The sequence below is a fragment of the Mesorhizobium sp. M0040 genome, from assembly GCF_040323505.1.
Classification (GTDB): Bacteria; Pseudomonadota; Alphaproteobacteria; order Rhizobiales; family Rhizobiaceae; genus Mesorhizobium.
In genome coordinates this window covers 217,343-234,047 of sequence record NZ_JAMYVA010000005.1, presented here as the reverse complement: position 1 = coordinate 234,047, position 16,705 = coordinate 217,343, and the positions used below count along the sequence as shown (strand labels likewise).

Here is a 16,705-nt window from a genome sequence, read left to right as displayed (position 1 = left end):
AGCGGATAGGAAATCGGGGCTGAGTGAAGGTCATTCTTTCTGACCGTTCACCATTCACCATTCACCAGTCGCTAAACTGATCATGCCTGAAGCTTTCAAATTCGAACTGGTCTCGCCGGAGCGCCTCTTGGTTTCCGAGCAGGTCGAATCCGTCGTCATTCCGGGCGCCGAAGGCGAGATGACTGTCATGGCGCATCACGCGCCGGTCATGACCACAATCAAGCCGGGCGTCGTTACGCTGAAGACCGCGCAAGGCAAGGAAGAGCGCTATGTGGTGTTCGGCGGCTTTGCCGACATCGTTCCGGCCGGCTGCACGCTGCTGGCGGAATCGGCTGTGGCCGTCGGCGACATCGACCGCGCCGACCTTGCCCGCCGCATCCAGGAGGCGAGGGAAGACGCCGCCGACGCCAAGGACGACCAGACCCGCAGCAAGGCCGAGCAGTTCCTCAACCAGCTTACGACGCTTGAAGGTGCGCTGTTGCCGGCTTAACAGGCGCCCCTTGCCTTCTCCCCTTGTGGGAGAAGGTGGATCGGCGCGCAGCGCCGAGACGGTTGAGGGGTGTTGGAAGAAACGAGACGTCGGCGTTCCCTGGAACACCCCTCATCCGACCGAGCTTCGCTCGGCCACCTTCTCCCACAAGGGGAGAAGGGGGGCTGGTCACACCGTCAGTGCCTCCACTGCGCGCATGACGCCGCGCAGTTCGGCGAGGCCCTTCAGCCGTCCGATGCAGGAATAGCCGGGGTTCACCTTCTTGCCGATGTCGTCGACGATGGCATGGCCATGGTCCGGACGCATCGGCATCTGCCAGTCCGCCCTGCCTGCCGCCTTGCGCCGCCGCTCTTCGCCAATCAGCGCCGACACGACCGCCACCATGTCGGTGTCGCCGTCGAGGTGCTCGGCTTCGTGGAAGGAGCCGTCTGGCTCCTTGGTGACATTGCGCAGATGGGCGAAATGGATGTTTTCGGCGAAGGCCTTGGCCATTGCCGGCAGATCGTTCTGCGCGCCCGCTCCGTAGGAGCCGGTGCACAGTGTCAGCCCGTTGGCCGGCGAAGCGACCGCGTCGAGCAGCGCGCGGGCATCATTGGCGCTGGAAACGATGCGCGGCAGGCCGAACAGCGAAAAGGGCGGATCGTCGGGGTGGATCGCCATCCTGACGCCGGCCTCTTCGGCCACCGGCACGATCTCGCGCAGGAAGGCAAACAGGTTTTCGCGCAGGCCTTCGGTGGAGACGTCCTTGTAGAGGTCGAGGGCGCGGCGGAAGCTTGCCCGATCGAAGATGAATTCGCGCGCCGGGACCCAGCCGATCAGGTTGCGCTCCAGCCTTGCCTTGTCGCTGTCGCTCATCCCTTGCAGTCGCACACGCGCGGCCTCGACGCGGGCCGGTGGGTGATCGGCCTCCGCCCCTTCTCGCTCAAGGATGAAGACGTCATAGGCGCAGAGCTCGACGACATCGAAGCGCAGCGCCGTGCCGCCATGCGGCATCGGGTAATCGAGGTCCGTCCGCGTCCAGTCGGTGATCGCCATGAAATTATAGCAGACGGTGTTGATACCGGCGGCGGCGACGGCGCGGATCGAAGCCTTGTAATTGTCGATCAGGCTGCGCCAGTCGCCGCTGCGGGTCTTGATGTCCTCGTGCACGACGATGCTCTCGACCACGTCCCAGGTCAGCCCTGCTGCCTCGATCTCGGCCTTGCGCCTGGCGATCTCGTCCGCCGGCCAGGCGCGGCCGTCGTTGAGGTGGTGCAGCGCGCTGACGATGCCGACGGCGCCGGCCTGACGGACATGGGCAAGCGTCACCGGATCGTCTGGCCCGAACCAGCGCCAGGTCTGTCTCATGGCTTCTCACTCCCTATGCCAAGCGCCGCCAAAGCTGCGGCAGTGCCGCCCCGCCGCAGGCGCTCGAGATGGGCTGCCGTCAGATCGATCAGTGTCATGCGGTGGGCATGATCCTTGGCGAAGCCGGCGAGATCGAACATCGCTGTCACCGTTTCACCAGCCGGCCGGCTGCCGAGCGCCGTAAGCCGAGTGTCGATCGGGTCGGTGAAATGGGCTTCCGGCAAGGTTTTGCCGCGCGCCTCGCAAGCGGCGACCCAGGCCGCCACCACCAGCATCAGATGGGCTGGCGGGTCGCCGGCGCCCAGCCGCTCGACGGCCGAGGCGACGATGCGCTGCGGCAGCTTCTGGCTGCCGTCATTGGCGATCTGCGCCGTGCGATGGGCGAGCGCGGTGTTCGAATAGCGTTCGGCGAGCTGGGCCGTGTAGCCGGCCGTATCGAGCCCGGCGTCCTGCGGCAGCGTCGGGATGGCCTCGGCCCATAGTCCGTCGACGAATTGCCGGATCGCCGGATCGGCAAAGGCGCGGTCGACCGTGTCGTAGCCGCTGAGCAGGCCGAGATAGGCGATTGCCGAATGCGAACCGTTGAGCAGCCGCAGCTTCATGTCCTCGAAGGGCCCGACGTCGCCGACCATGGTGACGCCGAACTTTTCCCAGGCCGGCCTGCCTGCCGGGAAATCATCCTCGACCACCCATTGGCAGAACGGCTCGGTCATCACCGGCCAGGCATCCTCGACGCCGAGCTCGACGGCGATACGCGCCCGGTCGGCACCGGTGGTCGCCGGCACGATGCGGTCGACCATGCTCGACGGGAAGGCGACGCCGTCGGCGATGTGTGCGGCGAGCCTGGCATCGCCTGAAGTGGCGAGCCTGGCATCGCCCGAAGTGGCGAGCCTGGCATCGCGCAGTGCGGCGAATTCGACCAGCAGGCGGTGCAGCGTGGCACCATTGGCCGGAAGATTGTCGCAGCAGAGCACGGTGAAAGGCTGGATGCCGGCGGCACGGCGGCGCGACAGCGCTTCGGTGAGAAAACCATGCGCCGTCCGTGGCATTTGCGGGCTAGCCAAATCATGGACGATGTCCGGATGGGTGCTGTCCAGACCGCCGCCGGCTGCTCTCAGATAAGCCTTTTCGGTGATCGTGAGCGTGACGATGCGGGTGCGCTGATCTGTCAGAGCGGCGAGCACCGCAGCCGGATCTTCCGGCGCCACCAGCAGCGACAGGATCGAACCGATGACGCGCAGCTCTTCGCCGATGCTGCTCCTGATCGCCAGCGTGTAGAGGCCATCCTGCGGCGCCAGTGCGTCGCGCGTGTCTGGACTGCGCAAGGACACGCCGACAACGCCCCAGTCCGCCTCTCCCGCCGCCAGGCAGTCGTCGACATAGGCCGCCTGGTGGGCGCGATGGAAGGCACCGACACCGAGATGGACGATGCCAGGTGCGACGCCGCCGCGGTCGTAGCGCGGAACCGCGACCGAAGCCGGCAGTGCCTTCAGCGTGCTGTTGGAAAGGCGTCTACTGATCATTGCGCCACGTGTCTGGTCGAGATTGTTGGGTCACTGCTGGCAGGCGGCGTAACACCCGATGCCGTCACGCACAATGGGCAATGGCCGACGAAAAGTCATCATACAACAACCAAGTTTTTGTATGTTGACATTATTTCTTTCCAACCCTACCGATGTCCGGATTGGGAGGATTTACGTGGCCGCATTGACGGATCCGGACTTGCTGTTTGCCGCCGAGGCGCGCCCGCGTTCGCTGGCCCGCGATCTCTACGCCACGGTCAAGGACCTGCCGATCGTCAGCCCGCACGGCCACACCGATCCGCGCTGGTATGCGCTCAACGAGGCGTTTCCCGATCCGGCGCAGTTGCTGATCGTGCCGGACCACTACATTTTCCGCATGCTGTTCAGCCAGGGCGTTCGGCTTGAGGAGCTTGGTGTGCCGACGCTTGACGGCTCGCCGGTTGAAACCGACGGCAGAACGATCTGGCGGTGCTTCGCCGAGCATTATTACCTGTTTCGGGGTACGCCGACCCGGCTGTGGTTCGACCATGTGCTTGCCCATCTGTTCGGCATCGACGAGCCGTTGACGGCCGCAACCGCCGACCGCCATTACGACATGATCTCGACCTTGCTGCAGTGGGAGAATTTTCGCCCGCGAGCGCTGTTCGAGCGCTTCAATATTGAAGTCATCGCAACGACCGAAGGCGCGCTCGACGATCTCAGATGGCACCAGATGATCCGCGACAGCGGCTGGGACGGCCGCGTCGTCACCGCCTATCGGCCGGATGCGATCGTCGATCCCGACTTCGAAGGGTTCTCGGCCAATCTCGACCGGCTTGGCGAGATCACCGGCTGCAACACCGGCAATTGGGCCGGCTATCTCGATGCGCATCGCCAGCGGCGCGCCTTCTTCAAGAGCTTTGGCGCGACTTCCTCCGATCACGGCCATCCGACGGCCGAAACAGCCAATCTCTCGGATGCCGCCGCGCAGGAGCTGTTCAACCGCATCCGCCGGGGCTCGGACGACGAGCGCGAGCGAAAGCTGTTCCGCGCCCAGATGCTGACCGAGATGGCCAAGATGAGCCGCGACGACGGGCTGGTCCTGCAGATCCATCCCGGCTCCTGGCGCAATCATTCGCCGGCTGTCTTTCACAAGTTCGGCAGGGACAAAGGCTTCGATATTCCGACCCGAACCGACTATGTGACGGCGCTGAAGCCGCTGCTCGACTGCGTCGGGCTGGAGCGCGACCTCACCATCATCCTCTTCACGCTCGACGAGACCAGCTATGCGCGCGAGCTGGCGCCGCTCGCCGGCGTCTATCCGGCATTGAAGCTCGGGCCGGCCTGGTGGTTCCACGACAGCCCCGAAGGCATGCGCAGGTTCCGTGAGATGACCACCGAAACGGCCGGTTTCTACAACACCGTCGGTTTCAACGACGATACCCGCGCCTTTCCATCCATACCGGCCCGCCATGATGTGGCGCGCCGGGTCGATTGCGCTTTTCTGGCGCGTCTCGTCGCCGAGCATCGGCTCGGCGAGGACGAGGCGCACGAGCTGGCGCAGGAACTTGCCTATACGCTCGCGAAAAAGGCGTACCGGCTCTAACGGCGCTTGCCGCCATCGTTCAAACGGGAGGAAACCAATGCTGCATTTTTCGAGATTGGCGGGAGCTACGCTACTTGCCGCCGCACTGCTGGCCGGATCGGCAAGCGCCCAGACGGTCCTGCGCTCGTCCGACACCCACCCGGACGGCTATCCGACGGTCGAGGCAGTCAAATATTTCGGCGAGCTGGTGAAGGAGCGCACGGCCGGCCGCTATGTGGTCGAGATCTATCCTTCCGCGCAACTCGGCGAGGAAAAGGACACGATCGAGCAGGTGCGCACCGGCGTGATCGATCTCAACCGCGTCTCGATGGCGCCGTTCAACGGGCTCATCCCGGAGACCACCGTGCCCTCGCTGCCCTACATCTTCCGTTCGGAAGAGCATATGCACAAGGTCATGGACGGGGCGATCGGCGACCAGATCGCGGCGGCGTTCGACCAGGTCGGGCTGGTGCTGCTCGCCTTTTACGACGGCGGCTCGCGCTCCTTCTATAATTCGAAGAAGCCGATCAACACCGTAGCCGACATGGCCGGGATGAAGTTCCGCGTCATCCAGTCCGACATCTTCGTCGACATGGTGGCGGCACTCGGCGCCAACGCGACGCCGATGCCGTATGGCGAGGTGTATTCGGCGATCGAGACCGGGGTGATCGACGGCGCGGAGAACAATTTTCCGAGCTACGACACCGCCAAGCATGCGGAAGTCGCCAAGTACTATTCGCTCGACGAGCACACGATGGTGCCGGAAGCCTTCGTCATGGCGAAGTCGAGCTGGGACAAGCTGACGCCGGAAGACCAGGCGATCTTCAAGGCGGCCGCCAAGGAAAGCGTCGCCAAGCAGCGCGAGCTGTGGACCGCCAAGGTCAAGGAATCGCGCGCCAAGGTCGAGGCGGCCGGTTCGCAGATCACGACGCCGGACAAGCAGCCCTTCATCGACGCGATGGGGCCGGTCTACGAGAAGCACGTCAAGGACGACAAGCTGAAGGCCATGGTCGAAGCCATCAAGGCCGTGCAGTGATCAAGCGGCGGCGCGGACATTCCGTGCCGCCATCCTCCTGGAGAGAAAACCGGTGACTTCCAGCCCAAGACCAACACCGCTCCTGTCCGGCGTCGCGCAAGTGATGTCGCGCGTCAGCACGGCGGCGCTGTCGATCGCCGGCATCGGGCTGGTGCTGATGACCGCCTTCGTCGCCTGGCAGGTGTTCGGCCGCTATGTTCTGAACCGTTCGCCGAGCTGGACCGAGCCGGGCTCGGTGATGCTGATGAGCTGGTTCATTTTCCTCGGCGCTGCCGTCGGCGTGCGCGAAAACTATCACCTCGGCTTCGACGTCCTGCTCTACGTGCTGCCGAAAGGCGGCAAGCGCTGGCTGCGGATGATTTCGGACCTCGTCGCGCTCGCCTTCGGCATCGGCATGATCTGGTACGGCAGCCAGCTGGTCGCATTGACCTGGGGCTCCGTCTTGCCGTCGCTCGGCATATCGGGGGGCTGGGACTATGTCCCTCTTGTCGCGGGAGGCGCGCTCATCGTGCTCTTCACGCTGGAGCGCATCGTGCTTCGCCTCTCCGGCGCGCCGATCGACGATGCCCTCGATGAACTGCCGCCGGCCGAAGTCGCGGCCGAACTCGACACCGCCAACGTGAAGGTCTGACGCCATGGAACTGTGGATTCTCTTCGGCGTCTTCACCCTGCTGATGCTTATCGGCACGCCGATCGCTTTCTGCCTGGGCGTCGCAAGCCTCGCCACCGTCCTCTATATGGGCCTGCCGCCGCTCATCGTGTTCCAGCGCCTGAATTCCGGCATGAGCGTCTTTTCGCTGCTGGCCATTCCGTTTTTCATCTACGCCGGCGACTTGATGGTGCGCGGCGGCATCGCCAGCAAGATCGTTGCCTTCGCCGGCTCGCTCGTCGGCCATTTGCGCGGCGGCCTCGGCCAGGTCAACATTGCAACCGCTACACTGTTCGGCGGCATTTCCGGCTCAGCGGTTGCGGAGGCAGCGGCGGTAGGCGGCCTGATGATCCCGCAGATGAAGGCGCGTGGATATGGAGCGGACTACGCCGTCAACGTCACGTCGATGGCGGCACTGATCGCGCTGCTGCTGCCGCCGTCGCACAACATGATCATCTACTCGATCTCGGCAGGCGGAAAGATCTCCATCGCCGATCTGTTCACGGCCGGTATCATCCCGGGCCTGCTACTGGCCCTGTCGCTGATGGTCACCGCCTATATCGTGGCGCGCTCCCGCGGCTATCCGACCGAGGCGTTTCCGGGCTTCACCGCGGTCGCGCATCTTTTCGCCGTCGCCGTGCCCGGCCTGCTGCTGATCGCGATCATCTTCGGCGGCGTGCGATCGGGCGTCTTCACCGCCACCGAGAGTTCCTGTATCGCCGTCATCTATGCGCTGCTCGTGACCGTCTTCGTTTACCGGCAGATGACCTGGGAAGGGTTCGTTCATGCCACCCATGGCGCCGTGCGCACCACGGCTATGGTGCTGCTCATCATCGGCATGGCGGCGGCGTTCTCGTGGCTGATGGCCTTCCTGAAAGTGCCGGCAGCGTTGATAGCCTCCATGAACGCGATCTCGGACGATCCGCTGGTTGTGCTTCTCCTGCTCAACCTCTTGATGCTGTTCCTCGGCACGTTCATGGACATGGGGCCGACGATCATCATTTGCACGCCTATCTTCCTGCCCGTGGCGCAGGCCTACGGCGTCGATCCGGTGCATTTCGGCGTCATCATGATCCTCAATTTCGGCATTGGGCTGAACACGCCGCCGGTGGGCGCAGTTCAGTTCGTGGCGTGTGCCGTGGGCAAGATATCCGTCTGGGAATCGATGCGCTCGATCTGGCCGTTCTATGGCGCAGGCCTCGTGGTGCTGGCGCTCGTCACTTACATTCCGGCCATTTCGCTATGGCTGCCGAGCGTCTTCAAATAGGGGGTGTGACATGGCCTCGGACACTGCCGTCGGGCTCCGCGTCGAACGAAGACCGAAGCTTTCGGAAACCGTCGTCGCGGCGATCCGCAAGCAGCTGCAGGCGGGCGAGATCCGGCCTGGGCAAAAGCTGCCGACCGAGGGCCAGCTGACGGAAACCTTCGGGGTCAGCCGCACCGTGATACGCGAGGCGCTTGCCAAGCTTGCCGCGGACGGCCTGGTCGAGCCGCGCCAAGGCGCCGGCGTTTTCGTCACCGAACATATCTCGACAGCGTTCGGTGCTCTGGCAGCGGAGATGGGCAGCAAGGATTCGATTGCCCTCAACGTGCTCGAAGTCCGGTTGGCGATCGAGATCGAATCCGCCGGGCTCGCCGCCATCCGGCGCAACGCCGCGCAGGAAGCGGCAATCCAGGAAGCCTTCTTCGAGTTCGAACGGCTGCTCCTCAACAGCGAGCCGACTGGACCGGCCGACCTTGCCTTCCACCGTGCAATCGCCAGCGCCACCAACAATCCGTTCTATGTCGAGATGCTCGACGTGCTCGGCCGCCGCGCCATTCCTTGCGACGTGACCTCGCCCTGGTCGACCGAGATCGCCCAATCGGACGCCTATCAGCGCGGCCTGCAGCGCGAACACCTGATGATCCTCAACGCCATCTCGGCAGGCGATGCCGAAGCGGCCCGGGAGGCGATGCGCGCGCATCTCGGTGCCAGCCAGCAGCGCTATCGCGAGCGCCTGCACGCGCGCCAGGTTTTTTATGCCGACTCGGTCAAGGCCGCAGCAACCGAATAAGCAATTGAGGCAGCCCCATGGGACAGCAATGAATCACACCGACAATCATACGGATTTCACCTCCCGCTTCGCCATCGATCCTGTTTCTGCTGCGGCTATGGGCACAGACGAACTGCGTCACAATTTCCTCATCGAAGGCCTGTTCCGGCTCGGCAGCATCAGCCTGACCTACACCCATTACGACCGCATGATCGTCGGCGGCGCCATGCCCGCCGGTACACCGCTGCCGCTGCAGGCGATCAAGCCGACCGGGACCAAGAATTTTCTCGACCGCCGTGAGATGATCATCGTCAACATCGCCGGTGCCGGCGTCGTGAAAGCCGGCGGTCAATCCTACGAGTTGCAGGCGCGCGACATGCTCTATCTCGGCATGGGCACGGATGAGGTATCGTTTGCTGCGACCAATCCGGCAGCGCCGGCTAAATTCTACCTGCTCAGCGCGCCGGCGCATCAGGGCCATCCCAACCGGCTGATCCGCATCGGCGATGCCAAGCGGCTCGATCTCGGCAGCCAGGCGACCTCCAACGAGCGCTCGATCTTCCAGTTCATCCATGCCGATGGGGTAAAGACCTGTCAGCTTGTCGTCGGCATGACGCAGCTTGCCCCCGGTTCCGTCTGGAACACCATGCCATGCCATGTGCATGACCGGCGCATGGAGGCCTATCTCTATTTCGACCTGCCGGAGGCGGCGCGGGTGTTTCATTTCATGGGCGAACCGGACGAAACGCGCCATCTCGTCATGCGAAACGAGGAGGCGGTGCTGTCGCCGGGATGGTCGATCCATTCGGGCGCCGGCACCTCGAACTACGCCTTCATCTGGGCGATGGCCGGTGACAATGTCGACTATACCGATGTCGACCTGGTGGCGATGGAGGAGCTCAAGTGAGCGACCTCTCGGCCTTCAGCCTTGCCGGCAAGCGCATCCTCGTCACCGGCGCCAATACCGGCATCGGCCAGGGCATCGCCGTGTCGATCGCGCGCGCCGGCGGCGCGGTGGTCGGCGTCGGCCGGTCGGCGATGGACGAGACGGCGGAGAGGATTGAAGCGGCCGGCGGCCGCTTCGAGGCGGTCCGCTGCGATCTTGGTGATGATGCAGCTGCCCAGGCGATGCTTGACCGCGTCTGGGACGGCACCGGACCGCTCGATGGCCTGGTCAACAATGCGGGCATCATCCGGCGTGCCGATGCGGTCGACCTGACCGAAGCCGACTGGGACGACGTCTTGGGCGTCAATCTGAAGACGGTGTTCTTCCTCAGCCAGAGTTTTGCCAGGCGCGTGCTTGCCGAATCTGGACGGCGTGGCAAGATCGTCAACATCGCTTCGGTGCTGAGCTTTCAGGGCGGCATTCGCGTCGCCTCCTACACCGCCTCCAAACACGGCGTGCTCGGCATCACCCGCCTGCTTGCATGTGAATGGGCGGCAAAGGGCATCAATGTCAACGGCATTGCGCCGGGCTATATCGAGACCAACAACACCGAGGCGCTGCGCGCCGATCCCGACCGCAGCGCCTCGATCCTGGCGCGCATCCCGGTCGGACGCTGGGGCGCGCCGGAGGACATCGGCGACGCAGCCGTCTTCCTGCTGGCGCCAGCGTCCAACTATATGCATGGCGCGGTGGTGCCGGTGGATGGCGGCTGGCTGGCGCGATGAGCAACAAAAGATGAGAGTTTGGCGATGACCGGAACCAAAATCTTCTCGCATGCCGGTGAGGGCGCATGGACGCCGACGCCGGATGGCAACCGCCGGCGCGTGCTCCTGCACACGGATGAGCTGATGATGGTCGAGTTTGCCTTCGACAAGGACGGCGTCGGTGCATTGCACTCGCACCCGCATGTCCAGGCGAGCTACGTCGCCGAAGGTCGCTTCGAAGTCACCATCGACGGCAGGACCGAGATCCTGGAAACCGGCAGCAGCTTCATCGTTCCTTCCAACCTTGTCCATGGCGTCAAGGCGCTGCAGGCGGGACGGCTGGTCGACAGCTTCACGCCGCACCGCGCCGATTTCCTCGACTGAGCTGCGCGCCCGAAGATCAGGCAGCCGGTTCTCAGAAAAAAACCCGCGCCTCCGGAGAGACGCGGGCGTGTTGCCTGGGCGCTTGTGGCGCCGCGGTACTCAAAACATCACCGCAGAACCTGAACCTGCCGAATGATGGTGAAGATAGGATTAACCGCCCCGACCGAGACGTCGCGATATTCACAGCCCAGGCGAATAGGGGCTGGAACGACGGCCTCATATCAGCCAATGAGAGAGAAGTTCGCTCCAGGCGGTGCCGCGGACAGGACCAGAGGGGTCGATAAATGTTCGAATCTGCTGTCCAGGCAATCACCTGGCGATTTGCCGGGGAATTTCGGCAGGTCGTATCCCCGAAAGTTCCCTAATGCAGGTAGCAGCGAGCATCCCGACAGAGGATTCCAAGCGGCGCGTCCTCAGGGATGTATTCGGCTTCGATGATTTTCGTCTCGGCCAGGCGGCCGTGATGGAGGCGCTGCTGACCGGGCATCATGTGCTGGCTGTCATGCCGACCGGCGCCGGCAAATCGCTCTGCTACCAGGTCCCGGCGCTGGTGCTGGGCGGGCTCACCATTGTCGTTTCGCCGCTGGTGGCACTGATGCAGGATCAGGTCGCCGCATTGCGCCTTGCCGGTGTGGCGGCCGATACGATCAATTCCTCGCTCGACCGCGATGCCAATGTCGCTGCATGGCGCCGTGTCGCGGCAGGCCAGACGCGCCTGCTCTATCTTGCACCGGAGCGGCTAATGACCGTGCGAATGCTCGAGGCGTTGACCAAGCTCGATGTCCGGCTGATCGCCATCGACGAGGCACATTGCATCTCGCAATGGGGACCGGCGTTCCGGCGCGAATACGAAGAATTGTCACGGCTGCGCGGCATCTTCCCCGATGTGCCGATCATTGCGTTGACGGCGACGGCGGACGAGACGACGCGCACCGACATTGCCGCGCAGCTGTTCGACGGGCGCGTCGATACGGTGGTGCTCGGCTTCGACCGGCCGAATATCAAGCTAGGCATTGAGCCCAAGCAGGACAGCAAGCGCCAATTGCTAAACTTCGTGCAGCGCCATGCAGGCCGCAGCGGGATCGTCTATTGCCTGTCACGCAAAAAGACCGAAGAGATGTCGGCGTTCCTCGAGCGGAACGGCGTACGCGCGCTCGCCTATCATGCCGGCATGAGCAAGGACACGCGTGAAGCGAATCAAAATGCTTTCATGACCTTGTCCGGCGTGGTGATGGTGGCGACCATCGCCTTCGGCATGGGGATCGACAAGCCGGACGTCGCCTATGTCTTCCATACCGACCTGCCGGGCAGCTTGGAGGCCTATTACCAGGAAATCGGGCGGGCGGGCCGCGACGGGCGGGCGGCCGAGGCACATTTGCTCTTCGGTCTCGGCGATATACGCATGCGCCGGCTTTTCATCGAAGACGAGAATGCGCCGGCTGAGCACAAAAGGCGCGCGCATGGCCGGCTCGAAACGCTGATCGGTTATTGCGAGACGACGCAGTGCCGCCGTCAGATCCTGCTTGGCTATTTCGGCGAAAGTGCTTCGCCTTGCGGCAATTGCGACAACTGCCTCGACCAGGCGCCGCATGCGGATGGCGAGGCGGAGGCGCGGATCATCCTGGCGGCGATCGCACAGACCGGCGAGCGCTTCGGCGTCGCCCATGTCGTCGATATCCTGCTCGGCCATGAGACCGAGAAGGTCCTGGACAGGAACCACCACAGGCTTGCCAGCTTCGGCACCGGTGTGGCGCATAAAAAGAGTTTCTTGCTGTCGCTGCTCCGCCAACTCGTCGCGGGAGGGTTCCTGACATTGGACTCAGCCGGCCATGGCGGCCTCGCCATTGCCGAGAAGGGCCGTGCGCTGGCTCGGGGCGAGGCTTCGTTCCGGTATCGCGTGGACGCGCGCCAGTCATCGCGAGGCAAGATACGTCCTGAGGATACCGCAGCGGGCACGGAAGGTCTGGATTCGGTGCTGCTGGCCGCGCTCAAGGCTGTACGGCTGCGTCTTGCCCGAGAACGCCAGGTGCCGGCCTTCGTGATCTTTTCGGATCGTACACTGATCGATATGGCCGAACGCTGCCCGCGTGATCTGGACGCCTTCGCCGCGGTCAACGGCGTCGGCGCCGCCAAGCTCAAGGATTTCGGCGAGATATTCCTCGGCGCGATCGCTGCGCATCAATCCGCTGGATCGGCGTGAGGGTAGCCAAAAATCAAACTCGCAATTGCGCGACACTGCAACAGGTTAGTTTGCCAGGCAGCATTTCTTTGCTTTCTTGCCGCTTCCACAGGGACACGGATCATTGCGTCCGACATGGCGCCAAGGATTTGTGACCGGCGCTGTCAATCTCGACAACTCGTCGAGCCAAGTTTGTTCCGGCAAGGGCGATTGCCAATCTTCCTCGCCAAAATACTCAAGGTGGCTGGTCCATTCCAACGCTTCAAGCACGTCGTCGATATAGCCGAGAGCGGCGCGCTCGAATCGATCGATGTCGTTTGGGCTTTGCTCGGCGGCCAGGAGATCGTCTTCGAAATCGCGGCGATCGATTACCCCTTCGGGGATGCGGCCGTCGTTCCATGCGCTGTGAACAAGTGACGCCAGATCGCGCAAGCCAAGCAGGGCGATCGCCCCCAGCCAGGCGATCCAGGCGAAATCGTCGTCATCGGCCAGCCTCTCGGTGTGGAATCGCTCGAGAAAATCTCGCATTCGTTCACGCTCGATGCGGCCTTCCCAGGTCAGGAAGGTCGCTGCGCCCAAAACTGCATCGCGGACGAATTCATCGACGGAGCGGTCGCTGATCAAGCTGAACAAAGCGTCGGCGTCGCCATCAAATACGCCGGCGACGATACGCGCCATGCTCTCGGTCACCACGTCGCCGAGCAGGTCATCGAGGTCGCGTCCCGGCCGGCGCAGCAGGCGCAACAAGGGCCCGAACGTTCTAGTGTCGCGAGCGCCGCCCAGAATGTAGATGCCTCGCAAGAGCAGCATCTGATCATCCCGCGACAGAGCCTCTCCTTCGGCCGCTCTTGTGACGACGGCACGCAGCGCGGGAGCCGATTCTTCAATCCTCGCTATGCAGTGAATGATTGCGACATCCGGCAATTGCTGCTCGTTTGCCACGGCATGTAGTTGATCTTCTATCGGACCGAGATCGAAGCCGGGCTTGCCCCGTCCAAGGACGGAGTCCAGTTCTTCCTTCTTCATGGCATCCTCGCTGCCGTTCGCGCTTGCCAAATCTACGACAGGCCGGCTGCCTTTCAACAGTTCATCCGCACAGACGGCAAATTCCTGTGCAGAAAGTGCCAGACGGGGCGAGTTCGATCTCGACACAGCTCTATCCTGAACTGACCTGTGGGACGAGGATCGGCCAGCAGCCAAGCAACCATGAGCGAATATCAATACTACGAGTTTCGGGCGGTCGACCGCCCACTCAGCGAAGCGGATCGCCGGGACTTGCGCGATGTGTCGACGCGGGCGCGGATTACGGCCACGAGCTTCACGAATTTCTACGAGTGGGGCGACTTTAAAGGCGATCCGGTCGCGTTGATGCGGCGTTGGTTCGATCTTCATCTCTATTTGGCGAATTGGGGCACCCACCGGCTGATGATCCGGTTTCCAGCGCGATTAATCGACCGGCAGCGTCTCGAGGGATTCCTGCATGCGGTCGATTGCCTCGAGATCAGCACGTCCGGCGAGAACCTGATCGTCGACATCCTGTGCGAAGAACTGGAACCTGCGGACGATTGGGATAATTGGGACGACGACTCGCACTGGCTCGAAGCACTGGCGCCGCTGCGCGCCGACGTGCTCGGCGGCGATCTGAGGCTTTTCTACCTGCTGTGGCTGAAGGCGGCCGAGATCGGTTCCGTCAAGCCGGACGAGGCGGAGCCTTTGCCGGGGATCGGCCCGATGACGCCCGCGCTCGACGCTTTCGCGCGCTTCTTTCAGCTCGACGCCGACCTCGTCGCTGAGGCGGCCGAGCGTCCCGCCGGCACGACAACGGAATTGTCGCCGGATATGGTCCGGCGTTCAGTCGGCGCCTTGTCCGATCATGAAAAGACGACGCTGCTCGTTCGTCTCGTCGACGGCGATCGGCATGTTGAAAACGAGCTTCGGGCGTTCGTCCGGAATCGCTCGATGTTGAAAGTCTCTGTTGGAAGCCCCATGGCCACTGTTCCGCGCTCGGCCGGCGAACTGCGAGCCCGTGCCGAGGCGATCCGTCAGGCCCGCGAGCGCGCGCAGGAGGAGCAACGAGAGGCTGAAAGAAAACGGCAGGCGGCGGAAGAGGCGCGCGCTCGCCGTATTCGGCTCGATGCGCTCTCGCGACGCGGCGAAAGCGTCTGGCGTGAGGTGGAGAGCGAGATCGAACGCCGCAACCCTCCCGGCTACGATGAGGCCGCCAGCCTTCTGCTCGACCTCAAGGCAATCGCCGAGGAATGTGGCACGACCCACGATTTTGCTCGCAGGCTGCAGGCGATCCGCGATCGGCATATCCATAAGAGGCGTTTTATCGAACGGCTAAGAGACGATTAGCACCGGCTTCGTCTCGCCGCGGCAATCGCAGCCTCCTGCTGCCGCAAGCGCTCGATCTTCGCACTCTGGCGGGCAGCCACGGTCGAGGCGACACGCTGCCCTCCCAGCAGCCAGCCCGGAATGTTGGTGTGGACGACTTTGCCACGAGCGATGGCTGTCGCCGACATTTCGTCGGCGACAGCGCCGATCGCCACGTTGAGCTCGACGCAACTCATCTTGTCGTATTTCGCAGCATCAAAGGATGCCGGCAAAGGCGATGCGCAACTTCCGACAAACATGAGGCTGCATATCAGAGGCGTGGACGTGGAGATCGCCTTCATTCCCTTATCAAGCACATTGATGCCGGACGGGCGGATTTTCGGAGGGTTCTCGATCTAGGGCCGCGAAGCACTCGCGAGGTTCCGCGTAACTGAAGCATGTGACCTCTACAATACTCTGTGCTGACCGACCTGTTTGTCTTCGAAGAATTCCGAGAGAGCCGCTGCCGTCTTGTCGGGGTGCTCTTCCGGGAAAAAGTGCCCGCCTTGGACAGCGCATCCTGCCACTCTGTCGGCCCATTTCCTCCAGATGGCCAGCGGCCCGCCTTCTTGCGCATACCAGTTCTCCAGGGCGACTTCGCCACTCCATAGCGCCAGTAGCGGACACTCGATGCGACGACCGTTTGCGCGGTCCAGCGCGTCATGTTCACGATCGATCGTCGCAGCGGCGCGATACTCTTCGCAGATGGCATGAATATGCGCGGGATCGCGAAGCGCATCAACATAGGCGTTCCTGACCTCTTTGGAGACCATTTTCGCCGACGATCCCCAGTGCGTAATTGCATCGTCGACGACAGCATCGGGAGCCGCGCCGATCAGACGCTCCGGCAGGGGCTCCGGCTGCGCAAGAAGGCTCCAGGGCCAGAAGCCGAGCGCCAGTCTGGCATCCGCCCGATCCCACGTTGCGGCGGTGGGGATGATGTCGAGGACGGCGATTTTGAGCACTTTGTCGGGATGGTCGAGCGCCAGGCGATAGGTAACCCGCCCGCCGCGATCATGCCCGGCAACCATGAACCGCTCAAACCCCAGCTGCTTCATGGCCTGAACCATGTCGCCGGCCATGGCGCGTTTGGCGTATGGGCTATGATCGGCAGAGGAAATCGGACATCCGCTTTGCCCATAGCCTCGAAGGTCGGCGGCGACCACCGTGAAGCGGAGCGCCAAGGCTGCGGCGATATCCCTCCACATCAGATGCGTTTCTGGAAAACCGTGAAGAAGCAGCAGCGGCGGACCGGTGCCTCCGACCCTTGCGAAAATCGTCGTATCGTCCAGTCGTAGGCTGGTGGCTCTGAACCCTGCAAACACCGTCAGCTTCCTCCGCGCCCTTAGGAAAGCTCTCTAAGGGCGCTAACGGCCGCCTGGGGCGAAAACCCCGGCCGCGATGGCCAGGGTTCAAGCCGGCCAGTTGCTAGAATCGAAACCAGACCCAGACGCGCCTGCGGAAGCACCGCCTGCGC

16 protein-coding genes are annotated in these 16,705 nt (G+C 63.4%); 11 read left to right on the top strand and 5 right to left on the bottom strand.

Annotated features, from left to right (window positions below; translation table 11 throughout):
* Positions 1 to 82: 82 nt before the first annotated feature.
* The gene (locus tag NKJ91_RS07325; protein WP_023678096.1) at positions 83 to 490 is read left to right on the top strand and encodes a F0F1 ATP synthase subunit epsilon; all 408 of its coding nucleotides are present in this window, start codon (positions 83 to 85) and stop codon (positions 488 to 490) included.
* Between the two features lie 168 nt (positions 491 to 658).
* Here the strand turns inward: NKJ91_RS07325 and uxuA are convergent, their stop codons facing one another.
* The gene (gene uxuA / locus NKJ91_RS07320; protein WP_352455008.1) at positions 659 to 1,837 is read right to left on the bottom strand and encodes a mannonate dehydratase; all 1,179 of its coding nucleotides are present in this window, start codon (positions 1,835 to 1,837) and stop codon (positions 659 to 661) included.
* Positions 1,834 to 3,360 (bottom strand): mannitol dehydrogenase family protein, encoded by a 1,527-nt coding sequence (locus NKJ91_RS07315; RefSeq protein WP_352455007.1) that lies wholly within the window; start codon positions 3,358 to 3,360, stop codon positions 1,834 to 1,836. The genes uxuA and NKJ91_RS07315 overlap by 4 nt, the downstream gene beginning before the upstream one ends.
* A 175-nt stretch (positions 3,361 to 3,535) precedes the next feature.
* On the opposite strand from NKJ91_RS07315, the gene uxaC reads away from it, so the two are divergent.
* From uxaC to recQ, 9 genes are all read left to right on the top strand, one after another.
* A complete protein-coding gene (uxaC, locus tag NKJ91_RS07310) occupies positions 3,536 to 4,945 on the top strand; it encodes a glucuronate isomerase (protein ID WP_352455006.1) in 1,410 nt (469 codons plus the stop codon).
* Positions 4,946 to 4,982: 37 nt separating this feature from the next.
* On the top strand, positions 4,983 to 5,960 hold the full coding sequence (locus tag NKJ91_RS07305; protein WP_023678091.1) for a TRAP transporter substrate-binding protein: 978 nt from the start codon (positions 4,983 to 4,985) through the stop codon (positions 5,958 to 5,960).
* 103 nt (positions 5,961 to 6,063) lie between these two features.
* A complete protein-coding gene (locus tag NKJ91_RS07300) occupies positions 6,064 to 6,591 on the top strand; it encodes a TRAP transporter small permease (RefSeq protein ID WP_023719697.1) in 528 nt (175 codons plus the stop codon).
* 4 nt (positions 6,592 to 6,595) lie between these two features.
* Positions 6,596 to 7,876 carry a TRAP transporter large permease gene (locus NKJ91_RS07295; RefSeq protein WP_023678089.1) on the top strand — a complete coding sequence of 427 codons (1,281 nt, stop codon included), beginning with the start codon at positions 6,596 to 6,598 and terminating at the stop codon, positions 7,874 to 7,876.
* 10 nt (positions 7,877 to 7,886) lie between these two features.
* Positions 7,887 to 8,663, top strand: coding sequence for a FadR/GntR family transcriptional regulator (locus NKJ91_RS07290; protein WP_352455005.1), 777 nt, complete (start codon positions 7,887 to 7,889; stop codon positions 8,661 to 8,663).
* A gap of 28 nt (positions 8,664 to 8,691) precedes the next feature.
* On the top strand, positions 8,692 to 9,549 hold the full coding sequence (gene kduI / locus NKJ91_RS07285) for a 5-dehydro-4-deoxy-D-glucuronate isomerase (protein WP_352455004.1): 858 nt from the start codon (positions 8,692 to 8,694) through the stop codon (positions 9,547 to 9,549).
* The gene (gene kduD / locus NKJ91_RS07280) at positions 9,546 to 10,313 is read left to right on the top strand and encodes a 2-dehydro-3-deoxy-D-gluconate 5-dehydrogenase KduD (protein WP_352455003.1); all 768 of its coding nucleotides are present in this window, start codon (positions 9,546 to 9,548) and stop codon (positions 10,311 to 10,313) included. Before kduI ends, kduD begins: the two co-directional genes overlap by 4 nt.
* Positions 10,314 to 10,337: 24 nt before the next feature.
* Positions 10,338 to 10,676 carry a cupin domain-containing protein gene (locus NKJ91_RS07275; protein ID WP_352455002.1) on the top strand — a complete coding sequence of 113 codons (339 nt, stop codon included), beginning with the start codon at positions 10,338 to 10,340 and terminating at the stop codon, positions 10,674 to 10,676.
* A 364-nt stretch (positions 10,677 to 11,040) separates the two neighbouring features.
* The gene (gene recQ / locus NKJ91_RS07270; protein WP_352455001.1) at positions 11,041 to 12,876 is read left to right on the top strand and encodes a DNA helicase RecQ; all 1,836 of its coding nucleotides are present in this window, start codon (positions 11,041 to 11,043) and stop codon (positions 12,874 to 12,876) included.
* 45 nt (positions 12,877 to 12,921) lie between these two features.
* On the opposite strand, the gene NKJ91_RS07265 is transcribed toward recQ, so the two are convergent.
* Entirely contained in the window at positions 12,922 to 14,007 is a 1,086-nt protein-coding gene (locus NKJ91_RS07265) for a DUF1186 domain-containing protein (protein WP_352455000.1), read from the bottom strand.
* Positions 14,008 to 14,061: 54 nt separating this feature from the next.
* Between NKJ91_RS07265 and NKJ91_RS07260 the strand changes: the two genes are divergently transcribed.
* Positions 14,062 to 15,210, top strand: coding sequence for a hypothetical protein (locus NKJ91_RS07260; protein ID WP_352454999.1), 1,149 nt, complete (start codon positions 14,062 to 14,064; stop codon positions 15,208 to 15,210).
* On the opposite strand, the gene NKJ91_RS07255 is transcribed toward NKJ91_RS07260, so the two are convergent.
* Both NKJ91_RS07255 and NKJ91_RS07250 read right to left on the bottom strand, forming a co-directional pair.
* Positions 15,207 to 15,425 (bottom strand): hypothetical protein, encoded by a 219-nt coding sequence (locus tag NKJ91_RS07255; RefSeq protein WP_352450887.1) that lies wholly within the window; start codon positions 15,423 to 15,425, stop codon positions 15,207 to 15,209. The genes NKJ91_RS07260 and NKJ91_RS07255 overlap by 4 nt on opposite strands.
* A gap of 210 nt (positions 15,426 to 15,635) precedes the next feature.
* A complete protein-coding gene (locus tag NKJ91_RS07250; protein WP_352454998.1) occupies positions 15,636 to 16,553 on the bottom strand; it encodes an alpha/beta fold hydrolase in 918 nt (305 codons plus the stop codon).
* Between the last annotated feature and the right edge of the window lie 152 nt (positions 16,554 to 16,705).

Excerpts from the sequence above, each read along its gene's own strand:
- NKJ91_RS07315 (WP_352455007.1), bottom strand. The coding sequence starts at position 3,360 with ATGATCAGTAGACGCCTTTCCAACAGCACGCTGAAGGCACTGCCGGCT.
- NKJ91_RS07300 (WP_023719697.1), top strand. The coding sequence starts at position 6,064 with ATGTCGCGCGTCAGCACGGCGGCGCTGTCGATCGCCGGCATCGGGCTG.
- NKJ91_RS07295 (WP_023678089.1), top strand. The coding sequence starts at position 6,596 with ATGGAACTGTGGATTCTCTTCGGCGTCTTCACCCTGCTGATGCTTATC.
- NKJ91_RS07260 (WP_352454999.1), top strand. The coding sequence starts at position 14,062 with ATGAGCGAATATCAATACTACGAGTTTCGGGCGGTCGACCGCCCACTC.
- NKJ91_RS07255 (WP_352450887.1), bottom strand. The coding sequence starts at position 15,425 with ATGAGTTGCGTCGAGCTCAACGTGGCGATCGGCGCTGTCGCCGACGAA.
- kduI (WP_352455004.1), top strand. The coding sequence starts at position 8,692 with ATGAATCACACCGACAATCATACGGATTTCACCTCCCGCTTCGCCATC.
- recQ (WP_352455001.1), top strand. The coding sequence starts at position 11,041 with ATGCAGGTAGCAGCGAGCATCCCGACAGAGGATTCCAAGCGGCGCGTC.
- NKJ91_RS07305 (WP_023678091.1), top strand. The coding sequence starts at position 4,983 with ATGCTGCATTTTTCGAGATTGGCGGGAGCTACGCTACTTGCCGCCGCA.
- NKJ91_RS07290 (WP_352455005.1), top strand. The coding sequence starts at position 7,887 with ATGGCCTCGGACACTGCCGTCGGGCTCCGCGTCGAACGAAGACCGAAG.
- NKJ91_RS07275 (WP_352455002.1), top strand. The coding sequence starts at position 10,338 with ATGACCGGAACCAAAATCTTCTCGCATGCCGGTGAGGGCGCATGGACG.
- NKJ91_RS07325 (WP_023678096.1), top strand. The coding sequence starts at position 83 with ATGCCTGAAGCTTTCAAATTCGAACTGGTCTCGCCGGAGCGCCTCTTG.
- uxuA (WP_352455008.1), bottom strand. The coding sequence starts at position 1,837 with ATGAGACAGACCTGGCGCTGGTTCGGGCCAGACGATCCGGTGACGCTT.